This is a genomic window from Cellulomonas xiejunii (genome assembly GCF_024508315.1).
GTDB lineage: Bacteria > Actinomycetota > Actinomycetes > Actinomycetales > Cellulomonadaceae > Cellulomonas > Cellulomonas xiejunii.
The window spans coordinates 1,158,394-1,176,825 of the sequence record NZ_CP101987.1; the positions used below are offsets into that span (position 1 = coordinate 1,158,394).

Annotated in this window: 14 protein-coding genes; 13 read left to right on the forward strand and 1 reads right to left on the reverse strand. The window is 74.8% G+C overall.

The window, feature by feature from the left end; genetic code table 11:
• The first annotated feature begins 110 nt into the window (after nucleotides 1-110).
• The 5 genes from NP048_RS05390 to NP048_RS05410 all read left to right on the forward strand — a co-directional run bounded on the left by NP048_RS05390 (nucleotide 111) and on the right by NP048_RS05410 (nucleotide 6,285).
• The gene (locus tag NP048_RS05390; protein WP_227578454.1) at nucleotides 111-1,070 is read left to right on the forward strand and encodes an ABC transporter ATP-binding protein; all 960 of its coding nucleotides are present in this window, start codon (nucleotides 111-113) and stop codon (nucleotides 1,068-1,070) included.
• Nucleotides 1,067-2,596 carry an ABC transporter permease gene (locus tag NP048_RS05395; RefSeq protein WP_227578455.1) on the forward strand — a complete coding sequence of 510 codons (1,530 nt, stop codon included), beginning with the start codon at nucleotides 1,067-1,069 and terminating at the stop codon, nucleotides 2,594-2,596. The genes NP048_RS05390 and NP048_RS05395 overlap by 4 nt, the downstream gene beginning before the upstream one ends.
• A 47-nt stretch (nucleotides 2,597-2,643) precedes the next feature.
• A complete protein-coding gene (gene argS, locus NP048_RS05400) occupies nucleotides 2,644-4,326 on the forward strand; it encodes an arginine--tRNA ligase (RefSeq protein WP_227578456.1) in 1,683 nt (560 codons plus the stop codon).
• Entirely contained in the window at nucleotides 4,323-5,705 is a 1,383-nt protein-coding gene (gene lysA, locus NP048_RS05405) for a diaminopimelate decarboxylase (protein WP_227578457.1), read from the forward strand. Before argS ends, lysA begins: the two co-directional genes overlap by 4 nt.
• Before the next feature lie 73 nt (nucleotides 5,706-5,778).
• Nucleotides 5,779-6,285, forward strand: coding sequence for a hypothetical protein (locus NP048_RS05410; RefSeq protein ID WP_227578458.1), 507 nt, complete (start codon nucleotides 5,779-5,781; stop codon nucleotides 6,283-6,285).
• Between the two features lie 29 nt (nucleotides 6,286-6,314).
• Here NP048_RS05410 and NP048_RS05415 read toward each other — a convergent pair whose 3' ends face one another.
• The gene (locus NP048_RS05415; protein ID WP_227578459.1) at nucleotides 6,315-6,983 is read right to left on the reverse strand and encodes a biliverdin-producing heme oxygenase; all 669 of its coding nucleotides are present in this window, start codon (nucleotides 6,981-6,983) and stop codon (nucleotides 6,315-6,317) included.
• Between the two features lie 256 nt (nucleotides 6,984-7,239).
• Here NP048_RS05415 and NP048_RS05420 point away from each other — a divergent pair, with 256 nt between their 5' ends.
• The 8 genes from NP048_RS05420 (at nucleotide 7,240) to rpmE (ending at nucleotide 18,396) form a co-directional block, all read left to right on the forward strand.
• The gene (locus tag NP048_RS05420) at nucleotides 7,240-8,556 is read left to right on the forward strand and encodes a homoserine dehydrogenase (protein WP_227578460.1); all 1,317 of its coding nucleotides are present in this window, start codon (nucleotides 7,240-7,242) and stop codon (nucleotides 8,554-8,556) included.
• Between the two features lie 35 nt (nucleotides 8,557-8,591).
• Complete coding sequence (gene thrC / locus NP048_RS05425; RefSeq protein ID WP_227578461.1) at nucleotides 8,592-9,683, forward strand: threonine synthase; 1,092 nt, start codon at nucleotides 8,592-8,594, stop codon at nucleotides 9,681-9,683.
• Nucleotides 9,684-9,686: 3 nt separating this feature from the next.
• Nucleotides 9,687-10,664, forward strand: a complete 978-nt coding sequence (gene thrB / locus NP048_RS05430) for a homoserine kinase (RefSeq protein ID WP_227578462.1) — start codon at nucleotides 9,687-9,689, stop codon at nucleotides 10,662-10,664.
• Nucleotides 10,665-11,013: 349 nt separating this feature from the next.
• A complete protein-coding gene (gene rho, locus NP048_RS05435; protein WP_227578463.1) occupies nucleotides 11,014-13,047 on the forward strand; it encodes a transcription termination factor Rho in 2,034 nt (677 codons plus the stop codon).
• A 245-nt stretch (nucleotides 13,048-13,292) separates the two neighbouring features.
• On the forward strand, nucleotides 13,293-14,453 hold the full coding sequence (locus NP048_RS05440; protein WP_227578464.1) for an NAD(P)-dependent alcohol dehydrogenase: 1,161 nt from the start codon (nucleotides 13,293-13,295) through the stop codon (nucleotides 14,451-14,453).
• 142 nt (nucleotides 14,454-14,595) lie between these two features.
• The gene (locus NP048_RS05445) at nucleotides 14,596-16,473 is read left to right on the forward strand and encodes an HSP90 family protein (protein ID WP_227578465.1); all 1,878 of its coding nucleotides are present in this window, start codon (nucleotides 14,596-14,598) and stop codon (nucleotides 16,471-16,473) included.
• The gene (locus tag NP048_RS05450) at nucleotides 16,470-18,047 is read left to right on the forward strand and encodes a hypothetical protein (protein ID WP_227578466.1); all 1,578 of its coding nucleotides are present in this window, start codon (nucleotides 16,470-16,472) and stop codon (nucleotides 18,045-18,047) included. Before NP048_RS05445 ends, NP048_RS05450 begins: the two co-directional genes overlap by 4 nt.
• Nucleotides 18,048-18,162: 115 nt before the next feature.
• Complete coding sequence (rpmE, locus tag NP048_RS05455; RefSeq protein ID WP_227578467.1) at nucleotides 18,163-18,396, forward strand: 50S ribosomal protein L31; 234 nt, start codon at nucleotides 18,163-18,165, stop codon at nucleotides 18,394-18,396.
• Nucleotides 18,397-18,432: the final 36 nt, after the last annotated feature.

Genomic DNA, 18,432 nt, shown 5'->3' on the forward strand with positions numbered 1-18,432 from the left:
GCGGCCGGCCCGCCACTGTGTTCCCCGAAGCGCAGGGTGCAGCGGATCCGCAGGGGGCTCCGACGTCCTGCGGGATGGGACCCGTGGTGTCGACGCCAGATGCTGTTCCTGTGCCGAGAAGCGAGTCGGCAGGTGACCCCGCCATCGACGCGGTCGGACTCCGGAAGTCGTTCGGACGAACCCGCGCGCTCGACGGGTTCGACCTCTGCGTCGCGCAGGGAGAGGTGCACGGGTTCCTCGGCCCCAACGGTGCCGGGAAGTCCACGACGATCCGTGCGCTGCTCGGGCAGCTCCGTCTGGGCGGAGGCCGGGCGAGGATCTTCGGCCGCGACTGCTGGACCGATGCCGTCGAGGTGCACCGCCGGCTGGCCTACGTCCCCGGCGACGTCGCGCTGTGGAACGGGCTGTCGGGCGGCGAGTGCATCGACATCCTCGTGCGCCTGCAGGGTGGTGGCAGCCCTCGCAGGCGCCGCGAGCTCGTCGACCGGTTCGACCTCGACCCGACGAAGCGCACGCGCACGTACTCCAAGGGCAACCGGCAGAAGGTGGCGCTCGTCGCCGCGTTCTCCAAGGAGGCCGAGCTCCTCCTGCTGGACGAGCCCACCTCCGGTCTCGACCCGCTGATGGAGGAGGTCTTCCAGTCCTGCGTGCAGGAGGTGCGGGCGCAGGGCTGCACCGTCCTGCTCTCGAGCCACATCCTCAGCGAGGTCGAGGCGCTCTGCGACCGCGTGACGATCATCCGGGCGGGGCGTGCGGTGACCACCGGCACTCTCGACAGCCTGCGGGGCAGCACCCGGACGACCGTGCTCGTGCTCACCGCCCGGCCGCTCGGGTCCCTCGACGCCGTGGACTCCGTGACGGACCTGCACGCCGAGCAGCAGGCCGAAGGCGTCCGGACGAGGCTGCGGGTCGGCCCGCAGGACCTGCCTGCGGCCATGGAGGTCGTCATGGCGGCAGGGCTCCTGCGCCTCACGGTGGAGCCTCCCAACCTCAACGAGCTGTTCCTCACGGCTTACCACTCCGCGGGCGCCGGGACACCGGTCGCCGCGACGCCGGGGCTCCCCGCGTGACCGGTGTCGTGGGCTGCCTGCGGCTGCTCCTGCGCACGACGTGGGTGACCGTCCTCGGCTGGCCCGTGGTGATGACGGCGCTGCTGTGGTCGGCCGCCGCGTCGATCCTCGACCTCTACCCGGATGCCGCTCACCGGGAGCTCTACGCCCAGGCGGTGACCGGCTCGGTCGCCACCAGCGTGTTCCAGGGGCGCGGGTACGACCTGACGACGGTCGGGGGGATCCTCGCCCAGGAGATGGGCATCCTCACCCTGACGCTGTTCCCGCTGGTCGGCGCACACATCGCCGTGCACCTGACCCGTTCCCTCGAGGACCGCGGTCACCTCGACATCGTGCTCGCCGGTCCCGTCGGTCGCTTCGCCCCCGTCGTGGCCGGGATGCTCGCCGCGACCGCGAGCGCCGTCCTCGTCGGCGTCCTCGGGTACCTCGTCCTGCTCGGTGCCGACTACCCCGCGGCGGGGTCCGCGCGGTACGCGGCAGCGCTCACCCTGCTCATGGTGGGGGCGGCGTCGCTCGGCCTGCTCGCCGGTCAGCTCGCGCGGACGTCACGCGACGCGCATCAGCTCGCGTTCGGGATCGTCCTGCTCTGCTACCTGGTGCGGGGCTTCGTCGATGTCGAGCGGCTCGACGCGACGTGGTCGACCCCCATGTCCTGGTTGGCGGAGGCCCGCCCGTTCGCCGACTCCCCGCCCGTGTGGCCCGCCGTCGCGTTCGCCGTCCTCGCTGTCGTGCTGACCGCGGCCGCGCTGTGGGTCACGGCGCACCGTGATCTCGGCGGCGGCGTGATGCAGCCCCGGCCGGGAAGGCCGGAGGCCTCCTCGGCGCTCCGCGGGCCGGCCGCGCTCGTCGCGCGACTGACCCGCGCACCGTCGCTCGCGTTCCTCGTCGGTGGTGGTGTGGTCGCGTTCGTCTTCGGCCTGTTCGCCCGGGACATGGCCAGCGACGGGCTCGAGGCCCGCCTCGTCCTCCTCGTCCAGGTCAACGCGCTCCTCGCGGCCGCCGTGGCCGTCCGGTGCGCGCTCGTGGCTGCGCAGGAGGAGCGGGCCGGTCGCACGGGGCGCGTCCTCGCCGCACCGCTGAGCCGCGGGCGCTGGCTGGGGTCGACGGCGCTGGTCGGCGCAGGGTGGTCGCTGCTGATGCTCGCGTGGGCAGGGCTGCTCAGCGGGCTGGGGCTCGCGATCGCACTCGAGGACGACGCGAGGGTGGCCGACGGTCTTCGCGACGCGATGGCGTTCGCTGCGCCCGTGCTGCTCGTGGGGGCACTGACGGTCGTCCTCGGGGCGATCAGCCCGAGGCTCGCGTCGCTCGCGTGGGTCGTCGTGGTGTGGGCCGCGGTCGTCGCGCTCCGCGCGGACCTCCTCCAGCTGAGCCAGACCGCGCGACACCTGTCCCCGCTGGAGTGGATGGGTCAGGTGCCGCTCGAGACCTGGGACCGCGGCGCCGCGGTGGGCATGGTGGTCCTCGCCGGCGCCCTGCTCGGCGCGGCGCTCCTCCTGCAGCGGCGGCGCGACCTCGTCGCCGGCTGAGCAGGTCCGGGCGCGGAGGCCGGGCGCAGGTCCCCTACGCTTGACCCGTGACTCCCGACCAGCTCGCCGACGCACTGCGCGGCGCTCTCGTGCACGCCGTCGACGACGGCACGTTCGCCCTCGACCCGGCCGCGATCCCGGCCAGTGTGCACATCGAGCGACCCCGCCAGCGCGAGCACGGCGACTGGTCGACCAACGTCGCGCTGCAGCTCGCCAAGAAGGCGGGGATGAACCCCCGCGCGTTCGCCGAGGAGCTCGCGCGCCGACTCGGTGACGTCCCCGGGATCGCCGCGGTCGAGATCGCCGGGCCCGGCTTCCTCAACATCCGCCTCGACGCGGCCGCCGCCGGCGAGCTCGCGCGCGGCATCGTCGAGCAGGGCGCGGCGTACGGCCGCAACGACACGTTCGCGGGCCTCAAGGTCAACCTCGAGTTCGTGTCCGCCAACCCCACGGGCCCGCTGCACATCGGTGGCGTGCGCTGGGCGGCCGTCGGCGACGCGCTGGCACGCGTCCTCGCGGCGTCGGGTGCCGACGTCACGCGGGAGTACTACTTCAACGACCACGGCGCGCAGATCGACCGGTTCGCGCGCTCGCTCGTCGCTCGCGCGCGGGGCGAGGAGGCCCCCGAGGACGGGTACGGCGGGCAGTACATCACCGAGATCGCCGACCAGGTCGTCGCCGACGCGCTCGCGGCCGGTGAGCCTGACCCGCGCACGCTGCCCGACGACGAGGCGCGCGAGGCCTTCCGTGCCCGTGGCGTCGAGCTGATGTTCGCCGAGATCCGGCAGTCGCTGCACGACTTCGGCGTCGACTTCGACGTGTACTTCCACGAGGACTCGCTGCACGAGTCCGGCGCCGTGGACCGCGCCGTCGCACGCCTGCGCGAGTCCGGCCACATGTACGAGGCCGACGGCGCGCTGTGGCTGCGGACCACCGAGTTCGGCGACGACAAGGACCGCGTCGTCATCAAGTCCGACGGTGAGGCGGCGTACATCGCGGGCGACATCGCGTACTACCTGGACAAGCGCGAGCGCGGCTTCGACCGCGTCGTCATCATGCTGGGCTCGGACCACCACGGGTACGTCGGCCGGATGATGGCCGTGTGCGCGGCGTTCGGGGACACCCCGCACGTGAACCTCGAGCTGCTCATCGGACAGCTGGTCAACCTCGTCAAGGACGGCGAGCCCGTCCGGATGTCCAAGCGCGCGGGCACGATCATCACGATCGACGACCTCGTCGAGGCCGTCGGCGTCGACGCCGCGCGGTACGCGCTGTCGCGATCGTCGTCCGACCAGCAGATCGACCTCGACCTCGACCTGCTCGCCAAGGCCACCAACGAGAACCCCGTCTACTACGTGCAGTACGCGCACGCGCGCACTGCCGCGGTCGGCCGCAACGCCGCCGAGGCCGGCGTGCGCCGGGAGGACGGCTTCGACGCCTCCCTGCTTGACCACGAGTCCGAGGCCAAGCTCCTCGGCCTGCTGGCCGACTTCCCGCGGGTCGTCGCCCAGGCCGGGGACCTGCGCGAGCCGCACCGCGTCGCGCGCTACGCCGAGGAGGTCGCCGGTGCGTACCACAAGTGGTACGACCAGAAGCGCCGCGTCGTGCCGTGGGGCGACGAGGAGATCACCGACGCGCACCGCACGCGCCTGTGGCTCAACGACGCGACCCGCCAGGTGCTCGCGAACGCGCTCGGCCTGCTCGGGGTGAGCGCGCCGGAGCGGATGTGACCGCCGAGCCCCTCGGCGTGCCGTGGTCGTCCGGCGTCGTGCGCGGCGCCGACGGTGCCGTGCGGGTCGCCGGCGTCGACGTCCGGGACCTCGCGGCCACGCACGGTACGCCCGCGTACGTCGTCGACGAGGCGGACGTGCGCGCCCGTGCGCGTGCCTACCGCACGGCCTTCGAGACCGCGTGCGCGCAGGTCGGCACGGGTGTGGACGTCTACTACGCGGGCAAGGCCCTGCTGACCCGCGCGGTCGCGCGGTGGGTGCACGACGAGGGGCTCCGGGTCGACACGGCGAGCGGCGGGGAGCTGGCCGTCGCGCTGGCGGCGGGCGTCCCGGGTGCGCACCTCGGCCTGCACGGCAACAACAAGTCCGACGACGAGCTGCGTGCGGCTCTCGACGCGGGCGTCGGGCGCATCATCGTCGACTCGCTCGTCGAGGTGGACCGTCTCGCCGCACTCGTCCGCGAGCACCGCGGGCCCGCCGGGGCGCCGGCGCCCGTGATGGTCCGCGTCACGACGGGCGTGCACGCCGGCGGGCACGAGTTCATCTCCACGGCCCACGAGGACCAGAAGTTCGGGCTGTCGCTCGCCGCGGGCCCCGACGGCGGAGACAGCCCTGCGCTCGCGGCCCTGCTGCGCGTCCTGGACCACCCCGAGCTGCACCTGCTCGGCATCCACTCGCACATCGGCTCGCAGATCCTCGACCCGTCGGGGTTCGCGGTCGCGGCGCACCGCGTGCTCGCGCTGCGCGCGGCGCTGCGGGAGCGGACGGGCGTGCTGGTCGACGAGGTGGACCTCGGCGGCGGCTACGGCATCGCGTACCTGCCGCACGAGGTCCCGCTCGACCCCGACCGCATCGCCAAGGAGGTCGCGCAGGCCGTGGCCGACGCGGCGCGCGAGCTCGGGACGCCGCTGCCGCGGCTGTCGATCGAGCCGGGGCGTGCGATCGTCGGGCCCCCGGGCCTGACGCTGTACACGGTCGGGACGGTCAAGCCGGTGCGCCTCGACGACGGCCGCGTGCGCACCTACGTGTCGGTCGACGGCGGCATGAGCGACAACATCCGTCCCGCGCTGTACGGCGCGCAGTACCACGCCGCGATCGTGTCGCGCGTGTCGGACGTCGCGCCGGTGCTGGCCCGGGTCGTCGGCAAGCACTGCGAGAGCGGCGACATCGTGGTCCACGAGGTGCAGCTGCCGGGCGACGTGCGCGCCGGCGACCTGCTCGCCGTGGCCGCCACGGGTGCCTACGGGCGCTCGATGGCGTCGAACTACAACCTCCTGACGCGTCCGCCGGTCGTCGCCGTCACGGCGGGGGAGTCGCGCGTGCTCGTGCGGCGCGAGACGGTCGAGGACCTGCTCGCGCTGGACGTCGCCGCCACCTGAGCCGCCCGTCGCGCGCGACAACCGCCTCGCGCTGCGGGTCCACGCGCGCGTCGCCGGCGAGCTCGTCCCGGGCGTGCGCGTCGACGACGTGCGGCTCGATTACCGCGGCACGGCGAACCCGTTCGGCGCGGGCCGCGCCGTGGTCACGTACACGCTCACCAACGCGGGGAACGCGCGTCTGCTGCCGAGCGAGTCCGTCACCGTCGCGGGGCCGGGCGGCGTCGGTACCCGCACGGTCGTCGTGACCGGCGCGCAGGAGGTCCTCGCGGGCTCGACCGTGCGGCGCACGGTCGGGGTCGACGGGGTGCTGCCCGCGTTCCGTCTGGAGGCGGCCGTGGCCGTCACAGGCGAGGCGGTCGGCATCGGTGGCGGCGACCTCGCCGCGGACCGCGCGACGGCCGCCGGGGCGGCCGTGCCGTGGGCGGCGCTGGCCCTGGTGCTCGTGGTCGTCGGGGGCGCGGTCCTCGTCGGGCTGCGCGACGGGCGTGGACGCGGGGTGACGACGTCCGCCACGCCGGCCCCCACCACGCCGGCCCCCGACGCGCCGGCCCCGGACGCCGACGGCCCCGACCCGCGCTGAGCGCGTCGGGGCCGACCGGGACGTCGAGGTCAGACGACGTGCACCGCCGCGAGGTCGACGAACACCGCCCGGTTGAGCCGGAACGCGACGCGCGCCTCCTCGACCACCTCGTCGCGCTGCGCGGGTGTGAGGTCGAGCGCGTCGAGGCGCTCGCGGTAGACGTCCTTGAACGGCTTGAGCTTGTGGATCTGCGGGAAGTCGTAGAACGACACGCCCGCGCCGCTCAGCCCGTGGTGGCGCTCGATCATGCGCTTGAGGATCTGCCCGCCCGACAGGTCCCCGAGGTACCGCGTGTACGCGTGGGCGGCGTAGCGGGGCAGGTCGTCGCCGACCGCCTCGAGCCGTGCGACGTAGTCCGCGGTCGCGGGAAGCACGCGCACCTGCGTGCGCCAGTCCCCGCCGAGCAGGTGGGCGAGGTCCGCCTCGATCGCGGGGACGCGCACGAGCTCGGGGAACACCAGGCCGCCGTCGGCACCCGCCGCGACGAGGCGGTCGCCGGCGGCCTCGAGGGCGGTGTACACCGCGTGCTGCTGCGCGGCGAGGTCGACGTAGCCGGCGAGCGGCAGCGTGCCGCCGACGAGGTGCTCGACGAAGTCGGACCGCTCGGCCGCCTCGTGGTCCGCCCGCGTGCCGTCGCGCAGCGCGGCCGACAGCGGGGGAGCCGGGTCGAGGACCTGGTCGGGGGTCGTTGCGGTCATGACGTGGGCTCCCGGGGTGCTGCGCGTGACGGCGGCGAGTGTTGCTGACGATGTGTCAGGACCCACGGTAGATCACGTGAGGCTGTCCTAACAAGGCCGGGCGTCCGGGACGTCCGCGCCCGTAGCCCGGACGGCCGCCACGGCGCGCTGTCACCCCCTCTATCCTGGGCGCGACCGAGGCGCGGCCCTGTGCGGCGTCCCGGACCGACGACCCACCCGGCGGCCCCGTCGACCGCCCCGCTCGGAAGGCACCTGCGTGGCCCTCAGCCCCGGCACCCACCCGCCCCTGCGCGTCGCCGTCCTCGGCTGCGGCGTCGTCGGGACGGAGGTCGTGCGCCGCCTGGTGACGGAGAGCGACGAGCTCGCCGCGCGCGTCGGTGCCCGGCTCGAGCTGGTCGGGGTGGCCGTCCGCTCGCTGGACGCCGAGCGTGACCCCGTCGTGGACCGCGCGCTGCTCACGACGGACGCCGAGTCGCTCGTCGCCCGCGCGGACGCGGTCGTCGAGCTCATGGGGGGCATCGAGCCGGCCCGCACACTGGTGCTGCGGGCGATCGAGCACGGTGCGTCGGTCGTCACGGCGAACAAGGCGCTGCTGGCCCAGGACGGCCCGGCGCTGTACGACGCGGCCGACGCGGCCGGTGTCGACCTCTACTTCGAGGCCGCCGTCGCCGGTGCGATCCCCATCGTGCGTCCGGTCCGGGAGTCGCTCGCGGGTGACACCGTGCAGCGCGTGCTCGGCATCGTCAACGGCACGACCAACTACGTGCTGGACTCGATGACCACCGAGGGCCTCGGGCTCGCCCAGGCCGTCAAGGAGGCCCAGGTCCTGGGCTACGCCGAGGCGGACCCCACGGCCGACGTCGAGGGCTACGACGCCGCGGCGAAGGCCGCGATCCTCGCGTCGCTCGCGTTCCACACGCGCGTCGCCCTGGACGACGTCGACCGGGTCGGCATCACGGCGCTCACCGCAGACGACGTCACCTGGGCCGAGCGCACGGGGCACGTGCTCAAGCTCCTCGCGGTCGCGGAGCGCGCCCGCGCGGCGGACGGCAGCGAGGGCGTGCTCGTGCGCGTCCAGCCCACGCTGGTGCCGTCCGACCACCCGCTCGCGGGGGTGCGTGGCGCCTTCAACGCGGTGTTCGTCGAGGCGGAGGCCGCCGGCGAGCTCATGTTCTACGGGCGCGGCGCGGGCGGGGCGCCGACGGCGTCGGCCGTCCTCGGCGACCTGGTCTCGGTGGCGCGTCACCGCGTGCTGGGCGGCAGGGGTCCCGTCGAGTCGTCCCACGCGGACCTGCCCGTCCTCGACGGCGGCGAGGCACGCTCGCGCTACCAGGTGCGCCTCGAGGTCGACGACCGTCCGGGCGTCCTGGCACGCGTGGCGGCCGAGCTGGCCGCGCAGGGCGTGTCGATCGAGTCCGTGCGCCAGACCCTGCAGGGCACGGGCGACGACGTGTCGGCCACCCTCGTCATCACCACCCACACCGCTCCCGAGCGTGCCGTGCGTGCGACGGTGGACGCGGTCGCCGCGCTCGACGTCGTGCGCGGCGTCGTGTCCGTGCTGCCGGTGCTCTGAACCCCAACCCCACCCACGCGAGGAACCCCACCCCCATGGCTCACCAGTGGCGCGGCGTCATCGCCGAGTATGCCGACCGTCTGCCCGCCCACGTCACCGAGCGCGTCGTCACGCTGGGGGAGGGCGGCACGCCGCTCGTGCACGCCCCCGTGCTGTCGCAGCGCACGGGCGCCGACGTGCACGTCAAGGTCGAGGGGATGAACCCGACCGCGTCCTTCAAGGACCGCGGGATGACGACGGCGATCTCCGCGGCCGCCGCGCGCGGCGCGAAGGCCGTGGTGTGCGCGTCGACGGGCAACACGTCCGCCTCGGCCGCCGCCTACGCCACCCGCGCCGGCATGGTCTGCGCGGTGCTCGTGCCGGACGGCAAGATCGCGATGGGCAAGCTCAGCCAGGCGATCGCGCACGGCGCGCGCCTGCTGCAGGTCGACGGCAACTTCGACGACTGCCTGATCGCGGCACGCAAGCTCGCCGAGGCGTACCCCGTCGAGCTGGTGAACTCGGTCAACCCCGACCGGATCGAGGGCCAGAAGACCGCGGCGTTCGAGATCGTCGACGCGCTCGGTGACGCTCCCGACATCCACTGCCTGCCCGTCGGCAACGCGGGCAACATCACGGCGTACTGGAAGGGCTACCGCGAGTACGCGGGCCTCGACGCAGGCGAGGGCGTGCCCGCCCTGGCCACGCACACGCCGGTGATGTGGGGCTTCCAGGCCGCAGGCGCCGCGCCCATCGTGCTCGGCTACCCGGTGGACGCCCCCGAGACCATCGCGACCGCCATCCGCATCGGCAACCCCGCCTCCTGGCAGCAGGCGGAGGAGGCGCGGGACGTCTCCGGCGGCGTCATCGAGTCGGTGACCGACGAGCAGATCCTCGCCGCGCACCGCGTGCTGTCCGCCGAGGTCGGGGTCTTCGTCGAGCCCGCGTCGGCGGCGGGTGTCGCCGGCCTGCTGTCGCGGGCCGAGCGCGGCCTGGTGCCCGCGGGCGCGCGGATCGTCGTGACGGTGACGGGTCACGGCCTGAAGGACCCGCAGTGGGCGCTGCGCACGGCGGACGGCAGCGAGGTGCAGCCGCAGCGCCTGTCGACCGACGTGGTGTCCATCGCTCACGCGCTCGGCCTGGGCTGAGACGTGCGTCTGCACGCCGCGCACGTCCGGGTCCGCGTCCCGGCGACGTCCGCCAACCTCGGCCCCGGCTTCGACGCTCTCGGCCTGGCCCTGGGCCTGCACGACGAGCTCGAGGTGCGTGCGCTCGGCACCGCCGACGTGCGCGTCGAGGTGCAGGGCGAGGGTGCCGGGGCCGTCCCCGACGACGAGACGCACCTGGTGGTGCGTGCGCTGCGCGTCGCGCTCGACCACGTCGGTGCGCCGCAGACCGGGCTGCACCTGGTGTGTCACAACCGGGTGCCGCACGGACGGGGCCTGGGGTCGTCGGCCGCTGCGGTCGTCGCCGGGATCCTGGCCGCACGGGGCCTGGTGGCCGAGCCCGAGGCGCTCGACGACGACGTGGCGCTCGCGCTCGCGACGCAGCTCGAGGGGCACCCGGACAACGCCGCCCCGGCACTGCTCGGCGGGTTGACCGTCGCGTGGACCGAGGACCCGGGCGCCGCGCCCGCGGCCCCGGCGGGGGCACACGGCCCCGGCCCGGTGCGCGCCGTGAGGCTCGCCGTGCACGGCGACCTCCAGCCCGTCGCCATCGTCCCGCCGGGTCACCTCTCGACGCGCGCCGCCCGGGGCGTGCTGCCCGACCAGGTGCCGCACGCCGACGCAGCGTGGCAGGCGGGCCGCGCCGCTCTGCTCGTCGAGGCGCTCGGTCGTCGACCCGACCTGCTCCTGGCCGCGACGGGCGACCGGCTGCACCAGGGGTACCGCCGCGAGGTCATGCCGGCCTCGCTCGCGCTCGTCGAGGCCCTGCGCGCCCGTGGCGTCGCGGCCGTCGTGTCGGGCGCCGGCCCGACCGTGCTCGTGCTGGCGCGCCGGCTTCCCGGTGGTGGCAGCGACGCGGACGAGGCGATCGCCGAGGCGTTCGGGGGCGTCATGGCCGGGTGGCGGGTGCTGCCGCTGCCGGTGGACACCGCGGGCGGGTCGGTCACGGCGATGCTCGACTGAGCCGTCCCCGTCGGGTGACGGGTGCCGGCGGGTGAACCCCCGCAAGGCACCATGAGGGCGGATGCCGCAATGCTAGGCTGGGCCGCGTTCCCCGGACCTCGTCCTCCGGCCCCCTGCGGATCCGACTGTGATCCGCCGGTGGACCCCATCACGGTCCCCGGCTCCCCGACCACCTCCTGGATCCTGCCGGACGGTCACCCGAGTCGACGACGAGGGGAACACCCCGCCAGCGCTTGCAGACGTCGTCGTACGCGACGCGCGTGGCACCACTCCGCCTGGTCATGCCGAGCGGCCGCAGGCCCCCGCCCGGGCGGACCGGGTGGGCCCCGACGAGGGGGAAGGATCCTTCGTGACAGACACCATCGACGCCGCCACGGCAACCACGGGCGGCTCGGGCTCGGGCAGCATCTCCGCGATGCGACTCCCCGAGCTGCAGGCGCTCGCCTCGCAGCTCGGCGTCAAGGGCACGAGCAAGATGCGCAAGGGCGACCTGGTGCAGGCGATCTCCGACGCGCGCTCCGGTGAGCGCCCGCAGGCGCTCGAGGCGCGCGCGACCACGCGTCGTGCGCAGGCCGTCGTGGAGGAGCACCCCGCGACGACCGCGCCCGTCGAGGACGCCCCCACGGAGCGTCCGGCGCGCAGCCGGCAGCGTACGGGCGGCCGCGAGGCGCTCGCGGGTCTCGAGGCCGCGCTGGACGCGCGCCTCGCACCCCCCGAGCAGCGCGACGACCGCGCCGCGCGTGCCGCGGAGGCCGTCGGCACCGTCACGGGGGAGCGTCGCTCCCGCCGTGCAGGCCGTGGTGCCGGCGCGCCCGCGGCGCCCGAGGTCGCGCAGCCGGTCGACGAGCCCGGCGAGCGGCAGGACGACGACCGTCAGCGGGGCGCACGCCAGGGCGACCGCCAGCAGGGCGACCGCCAGCAGGGCGACCGCCAGCAGGGCGACCGCCAGCAGGGCGACCGCCAGCAGGCGGAGCGCCAGGGCGGCGAGCGCCCGCAGGGCGAGAACCGGCCGGCCGGCCAGGCGGGTCCTGCGGCGCAGGGCGCCAACGACCGGCTGGACGACGACGAGCGGGGCGGCCGTCGCCGCCGCTCGCGCGACCGCTTCCGCGACCGGGACCGTGACCGCAAGCGCGGGCGCACCCGCACCGGGCAGGGCGACCTCGCGGGCCTCGACGAGGTCGAGGTGACCGAGGACGACATCCTGCTCCCCGTCGCCGGCATCCTCGACGTGCTCGACTCGTACGCCTTCGTGCGGACCACGGGGTACCTGCCGGGACCGAACGACGTCTACGTGTCGCTCAACCAGGTCAAGAAGAACGGCCTGCGTCGCGGTGACGCGATCACCGGCGCCGTCCGCCAGCCCCGTGAGGGCGAGCAGACGCCCGCCGCGGGCAACCGCCCCAACAAGTTCAACGCGCTGGTCCGGCTCGACACCGTCAACGGGTTGCCGCCGGACGAGGCGCGCGAGCGTCCCGACTTCGCCAAGCTGACGCCGCTGTACCCGCAGGACCGGTTGCGCCTCGAGACCGAGCCCGGTCGCCTCACGCCGCGCGTGATCGACATCGTCGCGCCCATCGGCAAGGGCCAGCGCGGCCTCATCGTCGCGCCGCCCAAGGCGGGCAAGACGATCATCATGCAGCAGATCGCCAACGCGATCACGACGAACAACCCTGAGGTCCACCTCATGGTCGTGCTCGTCGACGAGCGGCCCGAAGAGGTCACGGACATGGAGCGGACCGTGAAGGGCGAGGTCATCGCCTCGACCTTCGACCGCCCCGCGTCCGACCACACGATCGTCGCGGAGCTCGCGATCGAGCGGGCCAAGCGCCTGGTCGAGCTCGGTCAGGACGTCGTCGTGCTGCTCGACTCGCTCACCCGGCTGTCGCGGGCCTACAACCTCGCGGCGCCGGCCTCGGGCCGGATCCTGTCCGGTGGTGTGGACGCCTCGGCGCTCTACCCGCCCAAGCGCTTCTTCGGCGCCGCGCGCAACATCGAGAACGGCGGCTCCCTGACGATCCTCGCCTCGGCCCTGGTCGAGACGGGATCGAAGATGGACGAGGTCATCTTCGAGGAGTTCAAGGGCACCGGGAACATGGAGCTGCGCCTGTCGCGCTCGCTCGCGGACAAGCGCATCTTCCCGGCGGTGGACGTCAACGCGTCCGGCACCCGCCGCGAGGAGGTCCTCATGAGCAACGACGAGCTGAAGATCGTCTACAAGCTGCGTCGCGTGCTCGGCGGCCTCGACCAGCAGCAGGCCATCGAGCTGCTGCTGGGCAAGCTGCGCGAGACCAAGTCGAACGTGGAGTTCCTGCTGCAGGTGCAGAAGACGACGCCGGGGCACAACGCTCCCGGCCTCGAGGACGGCGTCGGCAAGGTCGTCTGACCCGACCGGACGCCTCGACGGCCCCGTACCCGTCTGGCGGGGACGGGGCCGTCGGCGTTCGGTGCTGTCGGCGCGTCAGCGGGCCCACCGGCACCTGATGCCCTCGTCGAGGGCGTCCGGGCTCCTTGCCCGGGGGTCGTCGGCCTCCCTACGATCGCAGGCACCCCCACGCCCGTCCGCGGCGCCACCCCCGACGGTCGCCGCTCCGGCCCGCCGGCGACCGTCGGCACGGCGAGAGGACTGCCATGACGACGACGGCGACACCTGGTCACGACGCGGCGGGGGAGCGGGACTCCGCTGCACCCGTCCGCACGCGCGCGGCGGTCCTGACGAGCCCTCGCGGGGCGTTCGAGGTCCGGGAGGTCGACCTCGCCGCGCCGCGCGACGACGAGGTCCTCGTGCGCGTCGTCGCCACGGGGGTCTGCCACACCGACGTCGGGGTGTGGGCCGGCGGCGTCCCGTTCCCGCTCCCCGGGGTGCTCGGGCACGAGGGGGCGGGCGTCGTGGAGAGGGTGGGGAGCCGCGTGACCGACGTGCGGCCGGGCGACCAGGTCCTCGTCAGCTTCTCGTCGTGCGGGGACTGCGCCGCGTGCCTGGACGACCACCCGGCCTACTGCGCGACGTGGCTCACGCGCAACCTGCTGGGGGGCGCGCGTCCCGACGGGACGAGCCCGCTGCGCGCCGACGGGGCGCCGCTCGGTGCCCACTTCTTCGGGCAGTCGTCGTTCGCGGGGCACGTCGTCGTGGCGGCGCGGCAGGTCGTGGTCGTCGGCCCGGGCGTGGACCTGACGCTGCTGGCTCCGCTCGGCTGCGGCGTGATGACCGGCTTCGGGTCGGTGTGGAACGTGCTCGACCCGCAGCCGGGCGCGCGGCTGGCGGTCCTGGGCACCGGTGCGGTCGGGCTGTCGGCCGTCGTCGCGGCGGCGGTGCGGGAGCCGGAGGTGCTCGTCGCGGTCGACCTGGTGCCCGCCCGCCTCGAGCTGGCCCTCGAGCTCGGGGCGACGCATGCGCTGCCCGGCGGCGTGGACGACCTCCGTGAGCGGCTCGCCGAGATCACCGGGGGGCGCGGCCTGACCGGGGCGTTCGACACCACGGGTGACCCGAAGGTCGCGCGGACGGCGCTCGACGCGCTGGCGCTGCGCGGCGAGCTGGTGGTGTGCGGCGCTCCGCCGCCCGGCACGGAGATCCCCGTCGACATCCAGCCCCTGCTGGGGGGCAAGGTGCTCCGGGGCGTGACCATGGGCGACGCCGACCCCCGCCGCCTGCTGCCGCAGATCGTCGCGCTCGTCGAGGACGGCACGCTGCCCCTCGACCGGCTCGTGCGTCGCTACGCGCTGACGGACCTCGACCGGGCGTTCGACGACATGCTCCACGGTCGCACCGTCAAGCCGGTCGTCCTGCCCTGACCGGTCGTCCTGCGCCCGCAGGAGGAGGACGGACCCTGCCCGCCGTCGCCCCGAGCCTCTATGCTCCGACCGGACATCTCGGGCGAAGGGGACGCACGGCCATGTGCTCAGCACGGCATCACCGCCCTCCGGAGGCGACGACATGAGCGCGACCGAGGTCGACCGCGCCTTTCAGGTGGACCTGCGCGGCGTCGTCGACCTGCTGGCCCGGCACCTCTACTCCGGCCCGCACCTCTACCTGCGCGAGCTGCTGCAGAACGCCGTCGACGCGATCACCGCGCGGCGTGCCGTGGACCCGGGAGCGCCCGCCACGGTGCGTGTGCGCCCGCTCGAGGACGGCGGGCTCGAGGTCGTCGACACCGGCATCGGGCTCACCGTGGACGAGGCGTGCGACCTGCTGGCGACGATCGGGCGCTCGTCGAAGCGCGACGAGCACCTCGGCTCCGGCCGCCCGGAGTTCCTCGGCCAGTTCGGCATCGGTCTGCTGGCGGCCTTCATGGTGGCCGAGGAGATCGACGTCGTCTCCCGGTCGGCGGTCGACCCGCAGGCACCGGCGGTCCGCTGGCGCGGCTTCGACGACGGGCGGTTCTCCGTCGCGCCGTGCCACGACGACGTCGCACCGGGGACGACCGTGCGGCTGCGCCCCCGCGCGGACGCGGACCACTGGTTCACGGAGGGCTCGGTGGTGGCGCTCGCCGAGGAGTACGGGGGTCTGCTGCCCGTCGACGTCGCCGTCGAGGTGGTGCTCGAGCCGCCGGGGCCGCGACCGCCCGACGGCACGGCCGCCGCCCGCCCGACGGCATGGCGGCGCACGAGCGCGCGGCACCTGCCGTGGCGCACGTCCGGCGACGAGGCGTCCCGCACCCGGGCGCTCGCCGACTACTGCGAACGCGTCTTCGGGCTGCGTCCCCTCGCGCACATCGACCTGCAGGTACCGCTCGCCGGGGTCGAGGGCGTCGCCTTCGTCATGCCGGTGCCGGTCGCGCAGGGCACCTCCGTCCGGCACCGCGTCTACCTCAAGCGGATGCTGCTGGGGTCGCGCGTCGACGGGCTGCTGCCCGACTGGGCGGTCTTCGTGCGGTGCGTCGTCGACGCCCGCGCGCTGCGGCCCACGGCCTCGCGTGAGGCGCTCTACGAGAACGAGGTCCTCATGGCCACCCGCGAGGCGCTCGGTGCGGCGGTCCGGGAGTGGACGCTGCAGACCCTGCGGTCCTGGTCGCCGCTGACCGACGCCTTCGTCGCCGCCCACGACCTCGCGCTGCGCGCCCTGGCCACCAGCGACCAGGAGATGCTCGAGCTGGTCGCGCACGTGCTGCCGTACGAGACGACGGACGGCACGAGCACGCTCGAGGAGGTGCGTGCCACGCACGGCCGCGTGCTGTACGCGCCCACGCTCCAGGAGTACCGCCGGGTCGCCGCAGTGGCGCGTGCGGAGGGGCTCGCCGTCGTCAACGCGGGGTACGTCTACGACGCGGACGTCCTGGCGCGGCTGGCGGCGCGACCGGGGTGGGACGTGCAGGTGCTCGGTCGTGACGACGTGCAGGGTGTGCTGTCGCCGCCGCCGCCCGAGCTGCTGGTGTGGTGGTCGGGCGTCGAGCAGGACGCCGAACGCGTGCTCGCGCCCCTGGAGTGCGCGCCGCTGCTGCGGACGTTCGGGCCCACCTCCCTGCCGGCGCTGCTCCTCGACGGCGCCGATGCGCGGTTCGAGCGGTTGCGACGCCGGCTCGTGGAGGAGCGACAGGACGTCTGGGCCGAGGTCCTCGAGAGTCTCGACGACGTGGCGCCGCCCGCCGAGCGGATGCTGGTCCTCAACGGTGACAACGCCGTCGTGCTGGCGCTCGCCGACGTGCCACGGGGACCGGTGCGGGACGCCGGGCTGCGTGCCCTCTACGTGCAGGCGACGCTCCAGGCGGGGGAGCCGCTGCGTGCGCGGGACGCGGAGGTCATGACGGCGTCGCTCGAGGTGCTGCTCCGCGCGGGTCTCGCACCAGGGTCCCGGCCGCAGGACGGCCTGCCGTGACGGACCGGGTGGCGCAGGCACTGGCCGAGATCGCGGCGCTGCGCCGACAGCGGCACGGCGTCGCGCAGACCGCCGCGCTCGAGGAGGTCGTCGCCCGGCTCGAGGCGGAGGGCCCGGCCGAGGCTCTCGCGTCCGCGTACGCCGGCGTGGTCGAGTCGTTCGCCCTGCGCGATCCGTTCGAGCTTGCGTTCGTGCAGTTCACGCGGGCTGTGCGGTGGGCGGACGCCCACCCGGAGCACCTGCGTGACGAGGACCGGCGCGAGCTGCTCTGGATGCACAAGTGGATGGCCGCCGACCTGATCGACCTGCCGTCCTCGCCACGTGAGCAGATCGAGCAGGTGCTGCGTGACATGGAGCGCCGGTGCGCCGAGTCGGGCCGACCTGCGACGTCGGTGCGGCTGATCGAGTACCTGTGGGACTGGCACGCGGGTCGTCCGGGTGCCGAGGAGGCGTACCAGCGGTGGCGCGCCAGCCCTCGCGACGACCTGGCCGACTGCGGGTGCTACGAGGCGGGGCGGCGTGCTCGGCACCTGTGGGAGACGGGTCGGCCGGTCGAGGCGATCGCCGTGGCGGAGCCTGTCGTCGGGTACCGGCTCACCTGCCGCGGTCAGCCGGACGACCTCCTGGCGACGCTGCAGCTGGCCTACCTCGACGTGGGCAGGTACGACGACGCGGCTCGGGCGCACCACCGTGCGCGCGCGGCGGCGCGGGCGGCGGGCACCGAGCTGCGCTCGCCCCGGCACCTGCTCTTCTACACGCGCGCGGGCCACCTCGACGACGGGCTGGCGCTGCTGGGGCGGACCCAGGAGCGGCTCGTGTCGGCGCGGCCCAGCGTCCGGCTCGCCCACCTGCACTATGCGGCGGCGCTCACGGCGAACCTGCGTCTGCGCGACCCGGCGACTCCGGTGCGGCTCGCGGTCGCGCCGGTCACCGACGTCGCAGAGCTCGACGACTGGGTCGTCGGCGCCGCGCGCGAGCTCGGTGCCCGGTTCGACGCGCGGGACGGCGTCGACGGGCGGCACCGGTTCCTCGCGCGGTGTCTCGCGATGCGGCCGGTGCCCGGCAGGGTGGACCTGTCGGAACCGGTCTGGGCCGTGCCGGCGCCCGAGCCCTCGCCCGCCGCGGCCGCCGACACCGCTGCCGAGGCCGAGCACGTGCTCGCGATGCGGCGAGGTGACGCGGCCGTGGCCGCGGGCGACCTCGACGCTGCCGCCGCGGAGTACCACTCGGCGGCGGACCTCGCCCGGGACGACGGTCTGCTGGTCGACGCGGGCGTCGCGCTCGCCCGTGCTGCCCGTTGCCTGCACCTCGGGCCCGACCAGGACGAGGCGGAAGAGGTCTACGACGAGGCGGTCGCGCTGCTGCGTGCGGGCGGTGCGGGGTTCATGACGCTGCTCGAGGTCGTCCTCGCGTGGGTACCGACGGCGCTCGCGGCCGGTCGTGACCCGGCGGTGGAGGACGAGCTGGACCGTCTGGAGGGCGAGGTCCCGGGGCTCGCGGACCGGGTCCGTCCGAGCGCCACGCTCGAGGAGCGGGTGGCGGCGCTGCGGGCCGTCGCGTCGGACGGCCGTTGAGCGCGGGGAAGGTTTTTCGGCCCGCCACGGTTCTGGCACAATGGTCCGTCGGTCTGCGGTTCACCGGCGCGGTACGCGCGTCCGGACCCGGGGACGAAACCCAAGGAGAACTCCCGTGAAGTCTGGCATCCACCCGGAGTACGTGGTCACCGAGGTCACGTGCACCTGCGGCAGCACGTTCGTCACGCGCTCGACCGTGACGAGCGGCAAGATCCACGCCGACGTCTGCAGCGCCTGCCACCCGTTCTACACCGGCAAGCAGAAGATCCTCGACACCGGCGGCCGCGTGGCCCGGTTCGAGGCCCGCTACGGCAAGAAGGCAGCGGCCCCGGCCCCGGCCGCCGACTAGCTCCTCCGCAGCGCCGGTGCGCCCGGCGGACGACGG

Excerpts from the sequence above, each read along its gene's own strand:
- NP048_RS05440 (WP_227578464.1), top strand. The coding sequence starts at position 13,293 with ATGACGACGACGGCGACACCTGGTCACGACGCGGCGGGGGAGCGGGAC.
- NP048_RS05445 (WP_227578465.1), top strand. The coding sequence starts at position 14,596 with ATGAGCGCGACCGAGGTCGACCGCGCCTTTCAGGTGGACCTGCGCGGC.
- NP048_RS05415 (WP_227578459.1), bottom strand. The coding sequence starts at position 6,983 with ATGACCGCAACGACCCCCGACCAGGTCCTCGACCCGGCTCCCCCGCTG.
- thrC (WP_227578461.1), top strand. The coding sequence starts at position 8,592 with ATGGCTCACCAGTGGCGCGGCGTCATCGCCGAGTATGCCGACCGTCTG.